This is a genomic window from Flavobacterium humidisoli (genome assembly GCF_023272795.1).
Taxonomy (GTDB): domain Bacteria; phylum Bacteroidota; class Bacteroidia; order Flavobacteriales; family Flavobacteriaceae; genus Flavobacterium; species Flavobacterium humidisoli.
This window is the reverse complement of sequence record NZ_CP096829.1, coordinates 2622488-2635283: the sequence shown is the minus strand read 5'-3', so window position 1 is coordinate 2635283 and position 12796 is coordinate 2622488. Positions and strand designations below refer to the sequence as shown.

Annotated in this window: 4 protein-coding genes; all 4 read right to left on the bottom strand. The window is 35.9% G+C overall.

What is annotated here, in order from left to right; genetic code table 11:
* Positions 1 to 41: 41 nt before the first annotated feature.
* Positions 42 to 1511, bottom strand: a complete 1470-nt coding sequence (locus M0M44_RS11265) for a RagB/SusD family nutrient uptake outer membrane protein (RefSeq protein WP_248729843.1) — start codon at positions 1509 to 1511, stop codon at positions 42 to 44.
* Between the two features lie 22 nt (positions 1512 to 1533).
* A complete protein-coding gene (locus M0M44_RS11260) occupies positions 1534 to 4596 on the bottom strand; it encodes a SusC/RagA family TonB-linked outer membrane protein (RefSeq protein WP_248729842.1) in 3063 nt (1020 codons plus the stop codon).
* A gap of 205 nt (positions 4597 to 4801) precedes the next feature.
* Positions 4802 to 9019 carry a hybrid sensor histidine kinase/response regulator transcription factor gene (locus M0M44_RS11255; protein ID WP_248729841.1) on the bottom strand — a complete coding sequence of 1406 codons (4218 nt, stop codon included), beginning with the start codon at positions 9017 to 9019 and terminating at the stop codon, positions 4802 to 4804.
* Positions 9020 to 10652: 1633 nt separating this feature from the next.
* Entirely contained in the window at positions 10653 to 11417 is a 765-nt protein-coding gene (locus M0M44_RS11250) for a hypothetical protein (RefSeq protein ID WP_248729840.1), read from the bottom strand.
* Between the last annotated feature and the right edge of the window lie 1379 nt (positions 11418 to 12796).

The following is a 12796-nucleotide window of genomic DNA, read 5'->3' as shown; positions in this document are numbered from 1 at the left end:
CAAATCAAAAACGATTTGGATCAACCTTACATGCGTGAATATTAATATCCCGCATTTTGTGTTAAAGTTCCTGCCGATGCATCAATCTCTGATTGTGGAATTGGATATAACATGTGTTTATCCTGGAAGTTTTTTCCGTGAGCCGTCATCACTTCTTTTGCTATTCCCCATCTTTTTAAATCAAGCATTCTTTGATTTTCAAAACCAAGTTCGGCTCTTCTTTCAGAGATCAGCCAGGTTTTTATAAGCGCTTTATCCGATGATGCCGGGCGGTCTGGTAAAGTTCCCGCAGGAGGCACGGCTCCTAATGCGTTAATTGTCGTTCTTGCTCTTAATCTGATTTGATTGATAATTGCAATCGCTCCAGAATAATCTCCTCCCTCATTCAGTGCTTCTGCTTTCCATAATAAAGCATCTGCATAACGCAGGTAAACTTTGTTGTTGGGTGCGTCATCATTCCCTTTATTGGTTCCGTCCAGACTGCCCAGCATTTTATTGATGTTTTGATTTGCACTATCAACAGTATATGATTTTCTAGGATCATTCGGCTCAAATGAATTTAAAAAATCGGCGCTTGGAGCAAAAAATCCCCATCCTAAAGGAGCGCAAATTCCGTTTCCCCTTCTGAGAGTTATATTAGATTGGTGATCGTAAGAAAAAATAACTTCGCTATCGTTATATTCTTTAGCAGTGCTGAAATTATCAAAATAATTAGCGTCTAAACCATAACCCAATGCTGCTAACTGATCTACGAGTGGCCCCACTTCTGACCATCTTTGAGTGTACAAAGCCGCTTTTGCCTGCAAGGCAATAACTGCTCCTTTTGAAACCCTCCATTTTTCTGTAGCCGATGAATATTTAGTATTCGGAAGCAGTTCTTGTGCAAGTATTAGATCTGCTTTTATTTTATCCCAAACAATTGTTTTATCTGCTCTTACAGATACTGCAAAGGCTTCTTCCAGAGATTCAACAGGTTTTACGATCAGAGGAACATCACCAAAATTGGTTACTAATGAAAAGTAATAGAACGATCTTAAAAAATAAGCTTCTCCCAATAGCTGATTTTTTCTTGCCGCTGAGATTCCGGTAACAGCTCCAATATTTGGCCTTGTCAATAATTCAATTCCAAGATTCAATCTTTTAATTCCTTCATAATTGTATTTCCATAAACCATTCGGGCCTCCATTTGCTGAAGTGAAAGTAAAATTATTGATTTCATCTATCCAAGGCTGGTCTCCGTCGGAAATCCACTTTTTTTCCATATCGTCAGATGCAATGTCCTGCATGATATAATCGTTCTGAAAAACCAAGCCTCCAGCCCAATTCCATTGGCCCAGAATATTCAATCTGTTAGAAAGTAATTGATAGGATGAACTTATCGAATTTTCGACTACATCTGCTGTAACCAATCCTTCTTTGGTAGACAATCCTGTTGCTTCGGCATCTAGTCCGTCTTGACAGCTAACCAAACATAATGAGCCTGTAAGCAAGGTTATAAATATTTTTTTCATGATATAATACTTAAATTATTAATTATAATTTCACTTTAGCCCCAAAAATAAAAGCGGTCGACTGCGGATAAGTTCCTCTGTCAATAAGTGATGTCGATTCAGGATCTAAGCCAGTATAATCTGTGATAGTGAATAAATTTTGTCCTGACGCATATAATCTTAAACTATTTACTCCCGGAATTGATTTTGAAAATGTGTAGCCAATTTCAATGTTTTTTAATCTCAAATACGATGCATCTTCTACAAATACGCTGGAAACTCTGCTTCCTCCGTTATCGTTAAAAGTCACTCTAGGTGTTGTGTTTGTTGATCCTTCTCCTGTCCAGCTTTTTAGAACATCTGTCGTTGAATTGAATGGACGGCTGTCATAATTTAAAATCTGTTTTGAATCATTATAACGGCCAACACCTTCTACTCCCTGCAATAAGAAAGAGAAATCGAAGTTTTTATAATCTGCATTAAAATTAAAACCATAGGTAACTTTAGGAATCGAACTTCCTATAAAAGTTCTGTCCTCTGCATTTATCTGTCCATCGCTATTAAGATCTTTAAATCGTATATCTCCCGGCTGCGTACCATTTGCGGCAGTAAATAAATGAGAACTAACTTCGGTTGCATTCTGGTAAATTCCGTCAAACTGATATCCAAAATAAGAACTTATCGGCTGCCCAACTACAGTTTTAGTGTGCGTTGCATCATCTGTAATGCTGCTTACATTTTGCTGCAGTCTCTCGACATTATTTTTTAACGTCGCTAGATTCGCGTTGATGCCATACTTGAATTCATGGTCATTGTTCTGAAGGCTTAATCCAAATTCAAATCCTTTATTGCTTACTGAAGCAGAGTTAACACTTGTTGGCAAAAAATTTCCGACTGTTCCGGGAGGCACCACATTCAATAAAATATCATCTGTTATCTTTGAGAAATAATCTACTGTAAATGTTAGTTTGTTTTTCAAAACACCTAAATCTATCCCTACGTTTGTTTGTGCTGCAGTTTCCCATTTTACGTCAGGGTTTCCAATACGGATAAGATGCGGATCTTTTCCCAGCATATATAAGTTGTACCATTGGTGATCGCTTATTTCCTGATTGCCTGATTGCCCCCAGCTGGCTCTTAACTTTAAGTTAGAAATCCAATCTGCTTTTTCCATGAATTTTTCTTTAGAAACTACCCATCCTGCAGCAACCGACGGGAAATATCCCCATTTATTGTTAGGGCCAAATCTTGATGAAGCATCGGCTCTTATGGTTGCTGCTGCAAAATATTTATTGTCATAACCGTAATTTCCAGATGCAAAATAAGAAAGTAACGACCAGCTGCTTGCATTTCCAGAATTCCAAACATTAAGCGTGCTGTTTCCGTAATCCAAATATTGAAATTCCGGTGAACTGTTTTCATAGTTATTTCTGCTGCCGCCAATAGCCGATGATTTACTGGTGATGCTTTCCATACCTAATAAAAAGTTTACGTTATGCACTTCCTTAAAGATTTTTACATAGTTTAAGGTATTCGTAAAAGTAAAGGTCATTTCCTGTCCTCTATTTTCGTTCAGGCTGTTCGGACGATTTTGTCTGCCCATACCAAAATATTGATAACTTGTATCGGCAATATTATCATCACCAAAATTTTCAGCGAAGTTTTTGTTGTGAGAAAAGGCAATATCGACTCCTAAACTACTTTTGATTTTTAAAGATTTATCCCCTAAAAAGGCATATTCTCCATAAACATTTCCAAAAGTTTGAAATCTTTCACGCACATCATTTGTAAAATGAACGATAGCAAGCGGATTCGATGTATATTCATAATTTTTGCTCCAGCCCTCGTTAGGTCCTGTATAAAAAGGCAGATCTGTATACGGATCACTGGCTTTGTAAATAGGATCGTTCACATCTTTGTAAACGCCAATTACCGGCGCACGCAATAAAGCATGACGAATAATTCCCGGCGCATCGCCGCTTGACGATAATTTATCCTGTTTGGTAAAACTGATCTGTAAATTTGTCCCTGCTTTAAACCTGTCCGTAAGATTTGCATTTACGTTAGTTCTAAAATTGTATCTTTTATACTGGTCATTATCTTGGATTACAATTCCGTCAATTCCATAATAACCGCCAGAAATTAAATACTGCACATTTTCGGTCGCACCACTTGCCGAAGCCTGGAAATTGTTTGATATTCCGGCAGTAAATAATTCTTTCTGCCAATCAGTATCTGATAAATCTGTTCTGGTTCTTCTGTCAAAAGCATACGGGCTTTCTGCATTTGCAGCATTTCCTGCTGTATTGTGCCAGGCTTGATCTTTTACAGCCATATACTGGCTTGCATTTAGCATTTTAGGAAGATTTGCCGCATAGTGAATTCCCGAGAAGACCTCAGCATCAAAACTTGCCATTCCTTTAACACCGCTTTTAGTTGTAATAATAACAACTCCGCCCGCCGCTCTTGATCCGTAAATTGCTGTTGCCGAAGCATCTTTCAATACGGTCATCGATTTAATATCAGACTGGTTCAAAAATGAAATATCGCGGGTAGCAACCCCATCAACAACATACAGCGCTTCATTATTGCCAAGAGTTCCCTCTCCACGGATACGAAGTTTGATGCCATCTCCGGGAGCGCCGGTATTTGCCGCAACAAAAACACCCGCAACCTGTCCTTGTAAAGCCTGAGCAACATCTGCAACCCTGGTCTTAGAAAGGCCTGCCATGTCAACCTGAGTAACAGCTCCGTTTATGGAAGCTTTTTTCTGGCTGCTGTAACCTACTACAACTACTTCGCTTAATTTTTGAGAATCCTCTGCTAAGACTGCATTAACTTCAATCTTGCCATTTACAGAAATTTCTTTCGCTGCATATCCAATATAGGTAAAAACCAAAACTGCATTTGCATTAGCCTTAATTGCATAATTTCCGTCAAAATCTGTTGCCGCGCTTACCGTTGAACCTTTTACATTAATATTTACTCCCGGCAATGGCCCCTTATCATCTGAAACCACACCTTTTACAGTTTGTCCGTATATGGCACTTCCCGGCAACATTATTCCTAATAGAAATAAATGATAAAAAATATTTTTTTTCATCATAGAAATGTGTTAAATTGATTAATAATCGTGGTTATTTTTTCCATCTTAATAAAAAATTGGTAATTTAAATGAGTTTATAGTTTTTTTTTGAACGATTGTTAGAAATCCTTATAAAAGTAATCTGAGGGTATAAAAAAAGGTGTACACTATTCCGTCAAAAGTGTACACCAATAAATAATTCATTTATTTAAAAGCAGTTACACAGTTAAAACAACTTTTTAGATTTGTACTTAAGCTGATAATTCTTAGGTGTGATGTTGTAGACTTTTTTAAACTCGCGATAAAAATAAGAACGGTTATTAAAACCGGATTGATAACAGACCTCTGAAACCGTCAATACATTTTTACGCAGTAATTCGGCAGCATGTTTTAGACGGATTGTCCGTATTAGATCACTTGGCGTAAAATTGAAAATCTGCTTAATTTTTCGGTACAGCTGCGAATTACTGATTCCTAATTCCTTTTCGATAAATAAACTTTGAAGATTTTCATTGTCAATATTATCGCGTATGAGTTCTACTACTTTTTTTATAAAGCCTTTTTCGTCGTTGTTTATTGGCAGCGTCGCTAGATTTTCGATCAAAGTATCCTGAGAAAAATGTTTTAGAATAAGCTCTTTTTCTTCTATCAGTTTTTGAATTCTCACTAACAGATGATCGGGATAAAATGGTTTTGGAATATAAGAATTTGCACCGCTCTCCAATCCTTCAATTCTATGTATTACAGAATCTTTTGCGGTTAGCATAATAAACGGAATGCGGCAGGTTTTTATGTCGGTTTTTATTTTCTTGCAAAGTTCGACTCCATCCATCAAAGGCATCATAACGTCGCTTATTATAAGGTCAGGAATTTCATTCTCTAAAATTTCCAACGCTTCGACACCATTATAAGCTACAATGATTTTATATTTTTCTCCCAATAAATCATGCAGGAACTCGTGAATTTCTTTTTCATCTTCGACAATTAAGACTTTTTTGCGATAATCTTCGAGCACATCAAGCGATGAAATCTTGCAGGGAAGTTCGTCTGATTTATCGGGAATTTCTTCAAGGATATTTTTAAGATGCTGTGATATTAAAGTCGAACTTTTTTCCTGATCCAGTTCTTTATCGCTGAATGATTCTTTGCTGCACGGCAATAAAACAGTAAAAATAGTTTCCTGATCTGCAATGCTGGAAACCTCTATTTTGCCTCTTAAAACTGTGACTAATTTTTTAATATAAGCCAAACCGATTCCCGTCCTAAACATATCATTGTCTAAAACCTGATCTGAATTGGATAGAAAAAACCGGTCAAATATTGAATTTAATTTTTCTTTCGGAATTCCCTTTCCTGTATTGGCAATCGTGATATTTAATGCAGAAGCATCTTTTTCTTCCATGCCGAATTTAAGATCAATTCTTCCGTTTAAGGGCGTATATTTAAACGCATTCGACATGAGATTAAATACGATTTTTTCGGTTTTATCTTTATCAAACCATCCATATAATGCAGATGGAACCTCGAGATTGTATTCAATATTCCTGTCAAAAGCCCATTCATCAAATAATTCTGCTATTTGCTCCACGAGATTAACCAAGTCAAATTCTCTTGCGCTTACCTCCAGATAATCATATTCTGCTTTTCTGAATTCGAGTAATTGCTGCGTTAAAAACAATAATCGTGACGAGTTGCGCTGAATCATATTTATAAACTTCTGATTTTTGGCATCCAGATTTGCTGTTTCTGCTAATTTTTGTGCAGGTCCAACAATTAAAGTCAAAGGTGTCTGAAATTCATGCGCTACATTGGTAAAAAAAGTCAGCCTGTTCTCATGCAGTTCTTCTTCTCTTTTTCTAAAAAATATATTCTGGCTGAGCGATTGCCGTTTCTTATAATAACTTAAAACCAGCATGGCCAACAGTATAAATAAAACCAAATAAACAGCCATCGCACTGTTGGACTGCCAGAAAGCGGGGCGAATATTAATATCAATCGCATGGACCGGTTTGCTCCAAACCCCATCGCTATTCGACCATTTTATCCTTAATGAATAATTCCCTTTTGGAACGTTTGTAAAAGAAATTACACGCCTGCTGCCAATCACATTCCATTCCTTATCAAAATTCTGCAGCTGATAAGCATATTGGCATTTTTCGCTGTTGATATACGTCAAAGCAGCCAATTCTATATCGAAGAAATTTTGATTGTGCTTTAGTGTAATCGAAGGATAATCAGATGAACCCGGTTTAATAACCAATCCCTGATAATAAGGAACCTCTTGATTGTGCCCGCTAATTTTATCAATAAGAATATCGGGGACAATTGAAGATTCAACAATTTTTTGCGGCAGAAAATAATTGAATCCTTTTATTCCTCCCATAAATATCAAATCAGTTTTACTGTTATGATAAAAGGCGCCATCTGCAAATTCATTATTCTGAAGACCTTCGTTTTTTGTATAATTGATAAACTTCGAAGCGCTGGCATTAAAATTTGATATCCCAAAATTAGTGCTGATCCATAAATTTGATTTTTTATCTAAAACAATTCCATGAATCGTATTATTGGGAAGTCCGTCTTTTGTGGTATAACTTTTAAAAATAGCTTTTCCGTCGCTTTTTAAATCCTGCAGCATATTTAAACCAAAACTTGTTCCTATCCAGAGTTTTTTATTTTGATCCATCTGCAGGCACAAAATATCATTGTTCGACAGACTTTCAGAATCATTAATTGCGTTTTTGTAAATCTGAAACTGTTCTGTTTTTTTGTCAAAAAGATTCAGTCCGCCTAATCTTGTTCCTATCCATAACTGCTGTTCGTTTTGAGGAATAATCGAAAATATGATATTGCTGCTTAGAGATTTTCCGCCTTTACTATTGGCTAAATACTTTTTGAATTCTGTTATTCTTAGCTTTTCGCCACTACGTTCAATTTTACAGCGAATCATTCCGAAGCCATTTGTTCCCAGCCAGATAAAACCGCTATTATCCTGAAAAATAGCATATACAGATTTAAAATAATCGCATTTTTGATTTCCTTCAATAGAAAACCAATTTATCAGTTTTGATTTTTTCAGATCAAAAACTGCAATTCCATCTCCATCCGTACCTATAAAAACGAGATTATCCCGCCCTTTGTGCAATGCAAATACGGCATTATTGATGATGCTGTTGCTTTCATTAAAATTCTCATACAGCAAAGGTCTGCCCTCATTGAGATAAAAATTAGACGGAAAACGAAATAAGCCTTTCCCTTTTGTTCCAATAAAAAAGGAATTATTTTCTACCTCTAAAAAACTCCTGACAATTCCGCCTCCCAAATCTGGAATCTGGGTTTTCGAAATTAAATTAAAAGTCTTTTTTATCGGATATGTTTTAAACAATCCATCACCATCCGTACCACTCCAAATTACGTTTTCGGTTCCCTGAATTAATGCTGTTATTTTTTGATTGTTGAGATGTTTCAACCAAGGTTTAGAAATGCAATTTCCAAATTCATCTATTATAAAATAGCCGGATTTGCCTGAAACCAAAAGCCCCCCAGAAACATGTGAAATCACAGAGGCAAATTTTTTATCGATTACTAAATTGATTTCATTATTGTTTAATGAATACAGAAAAGCATTTCCGATTTTAGGAATTATAAAAACTTTTTGGCTTGCAGTATATCCGCAAGCGCTTATATTATTGGAAATGAGTACCGCTTTTGAAACTGTTTTCTCATTTTGTTTTCCTTTTTGTATGGTCAGCGCATACAATTTACCATCTTCAAACAGTACTAATAATTCGCCAGTAGGCAAAAACTCCATTTTTTTTACAGCTTTTGTCGAAAGGTTTTTAGTCTTTATTAACTTAAAAGAAATTCCATCGAAATAGCCGATTCCCCAGTTTTTTACAGCACAAAATACTTTTTTCGAGGCATCAAGTGCCATATTAAATTCAGATTCTGATAATGGCGGATTATTCTCTCTGGAAAAATAATAACGCTTAAATTTATCATTTTTTTTATCGTATTGATTAATGCCATGAATGGTCAATATCCAGATCCGTCCCTTGTCATCTTCATCAATTTTAAGAATCACCTGATTGCTTAAACTGAATTCATTATTTGGTTCGGGCCTAAAAATTTTAAAATCATTAGCATTATATCGGTTTAGGCCGTCCCAAGTACCAATCCACACTAAATTTTCAGAATCTTGGAAAATGCAATTCACAGAGCTGTTCGATAGTCCTTTTGTATTATCCAACTGCTCTAGAGAATATTTTACGTCTGCAATTTGGGAAGGGTCTAAAAGAGATTTACTATTAGTTATCTTTATTTTATTTTCCGTTTCTTTAATGTTTTTGGCCTCAGCAGCACTAAAAGAAGCAGATTTGTTTTTTTCAGTGCAAGAATATAATCCTACAAGAATAAAACTAGTGAGTACAGTTATTATTTTCAAGATCCTTATTTTTTTATTTATTAATTTCAATTATTTTTATATGTTCTAGGAAAAACAATCAGACAAATAATTAAATTTTAATATTGCAATAATTAATATAGATTTTTTTTGATGGCAATAATATTGATTCAGCACATAAAATAATAATATCAGCTGTAAAAAAGACACAACGGCAACATCCTGTTTAATTTATTGAAAATGATATTTCTTAAAATCATTTTACATTCTATCTCAATATAAAAATTTTTCAATTTCTTGCTGTAATATGTTTTACCCTAATCTACAGACTGCAACTCTTTAATAGACTTTACTGTTGGCCATTTTTACACTCACACTGTCTTTATAACTCTGTGCGACATAAGATCGATGGCAAATATCTACAATCTCCCCACCTTGGGTGTTTGCACTTAATATTCGAAAACCGCGCAAATCTTTTTCCAAATTGGGTTTCCATTTCAGCCTAACCGCTCCAAGACCATCAACTGCTTCTTCCTGCCCAATTGGTTTGACAAGGGGGGGGGTATGGAATCGACAGTCTGCACGAGCATACTTTGAGAGGTTAGCCTATGGCTGTTTTTTCCAACAACCGAAATTGTAAAATAGTTTGATGGATATAAATTTTCCATAAAATTGAATTTTCTTGCCGATGGCGGAATAATTTTAGAAGCCACTTTATAAAGCCCTCTATCATTATCTGCTAAATTAATTTCGCAGCCCTGAATAAACCCTTCTGATTCTGTGGGATAATCCCATTCCAGATTAACTTCATTTGAATTTATGATATTATAATCTACAAGCCTTGCCGGAGTTATAACAGCCGCACCTCCTGTTACAGCAATCGGTTTTGTAAATTCTCCTTTTTCTCCAAATGAAGTTATACCTTATAATCTATAATGATACACTTTGCCGTTTACGCTAAGCGTATCGGCATAATGCATATTTTAGACGGATGTCCGTCTTTATGATTTAAGTTTACAAGTGCGGTATTTGATATTGGCTTATAATTGATATGTCTGAAGATTTCTCAACCATAAATGAGGCATAAAGCCTTTTGAAGGTTTCATTATCCCAAAAAAGCATTACTTTTTTATCATCAGGAACAGCAATGAAATCAATTGGAGCTGGCAGGAAACTATGGTTAGACAGTATCCTAGTTTTTGATTATGCATCATAAGTTTACTGCCATATCAGCCGCAATGATAAGAATTATAAGCAAATTAGGCTCTATTCAAATAAATTAAGCCCTCCAGCCGCAATGATTAATCATTTCACTGCAGTTTTGGAGGGCATGTCCATAAACATAATCTTCCATTTTATGTTTATTATCCGCACTATGGCATATACTTTTCAACTGATTATCCCAATATGGCATCTCATGCTTAAAATAATAATTTGAGAATACTTTAAATGAAAGGCGCAGACTTATAAACCCATCTTTTGAATGGCAGGATGAACAGCATGAATTCCTCGCGTTTTTATCATCTCCTGGACATCCCTATAGCCAACATGTGCATACCCTTAAGATATACTCTCGCCAGCATAATGGAATTGGGATAACAATGGGCTTCCCCATTGATGCCCCTAAGAGTTAAAAAGGCAGTAGATACAACTTCGTTCTAATGTTAAAGGCCTTTTAAAAATGAAAACCGAATTTTATAACCGGACCATACGTATCCATATTATATAGGAAATAGTCTGAGCCGCTGCCTGTGCGATAATCCAATGATATAAGGCGGTAACCTCCCTGAATCTGCAATAATTTTGAAAATCGGTATCCCGCATAAGCTTGCAGCTGCAAGGCAAATTGTGATCCTAATCCAAATCCGCCGATTTCTGCTCGAGCTGAATAAATAAACCCTTTATCGGGTGTGTTTTTAAAAACAGCAATTAACATAGGGTCAAACCAGATTTCAGAAGTTTCTTTTTTAATATTGGCAGTGCCGCCGCTTATATTATTTCTATTGATGTCCAGTCCCACTTTAATAGAATTTAAAAGCCCGCCAACACCAACTTCAAGCCATGGTCTTATTTTATATAAACCTGCCAGTTCCCATCCTAGCTGTTTTGCTGAAACTTCGCCATTACTGATCAGTGTGCTGCTTTTCACGCCTTTTCCCACATTCATATAAAGAAGATCGGAATTCAGGTTCCATTTTCCGTTTGAAGCTTCGAAATATAGCATCACTCCTAGTTTAAGATTATCAAAAATCTGATGCGGATCAGCATCTACATACATCTCAGACAAATTTCCTATTGCCGTTTTTCCACTAATATTGGGTAACATCACATAAGGTTCTCCATAATATGACCATCTTTGCTTAACTGGAAAATCCTGTGCCATCAATTGTACTGATGAAAAACTCAGTATGGCTATCAACATTGCATATTCTATTTTCATAACAAGCACATTTAAGTATTAATTAAACAATATTTTTTACTTACACCTTCCTTTTAACGCAGAAAGGCTTCTTTTCTAATGCAATTTTAACACGTGGCTTTAAAAACATAAGTGCCGGCCAAATCCCCCCCTTACATCCAACATTAGAATCTGTGGCAACACCTCCCCATGAATTAGCATTCTCCAAAATTGAAAACCTATCATATCATATGATATCATATCATAGAAAGACTCGCAGCGATTATAATACAAGCTCCAAACCTGTTTTGACAAACATTACCCATATCTGTATAATCCTCAGCAGCAGTGGCTAATCCCTTCCTTTTCCATTAAAAGCAGTTGCACTTTCTTTACAAGACTGCCAATCGGCAGCGAAACCCTACCTGCCGCTGAAAGCATAATTGATATGCGCATTACTCATATTCTCCGAAATTAAAAAAGATTTAAAATTTGCTCCATGTGAGGCAAATTTGGCGCATCTGCCATTTCCTAAACAAATCTTTCTTTAATTTTACCATCGATTTATCCGGCCTTCAAACCAATGCATACCTCCAGACATACACCAATTATCCCAACACTATATTTTCTGGCGTCTGTCAAAGTCCGTATACTCAAGGTTAAAAAATATCCGACTTCCAATCGCGCATTAAAAAACTCGTATAGAAACACCTGCCAGATGCAAATCAAACAGAGTATTCCATAAAAACCAGCGTGCTGTTTACTTTTCCTTGTTATCAGAAAACCTGTATAATCAAATGCCATAAAAGCATGCTTTAAAAAATTTAAAATTAAATAATAATTAAAACATACGGAGTTCAAAATAAACAATATAAGTACCGCAAAAATAAAAAACGGCATAAACGGTACCCAATAGGCAGATTCTTATTATTTCAGGATTCTGCCACACCTTTCAGAACCAAATAAAAGAATTTAAGCAATTTAAACTTTGGACGCCCCTTTTGCAGAGTATTTAAAAGCGGCTATTCCAATCTAGCCATATATACTTTCTGGACACCTCCACAGCTAATTCCGCTCAATGCCCTCTGGCCGGTTCAAGGCCTTTAAAGCCTGATCCGTTTTGAATACGACAGTGGACAGAGATAATCCTGCTCTGCAATATTGCAGGATACCTGCAGCGCATCATCTTAAACCTTTGGAAACGAAAACGCCTGTTATAAATTTTGATTCTTGCAGAATTAGCCAGCGTTTTTTATCAATGCCTACTGCCCTAGCAAACGCTTGATTGTTTCTTCAAATTCACAACAGCGGCAGCTAAGCGGAATCTTAATGTAAAATACAGTGCCTGAAGGATTATTATTTTGGATAACATGACCTTTAGCGTTCATTTTTGTTAATTTTAAAAACCAAAAATAAAAGGA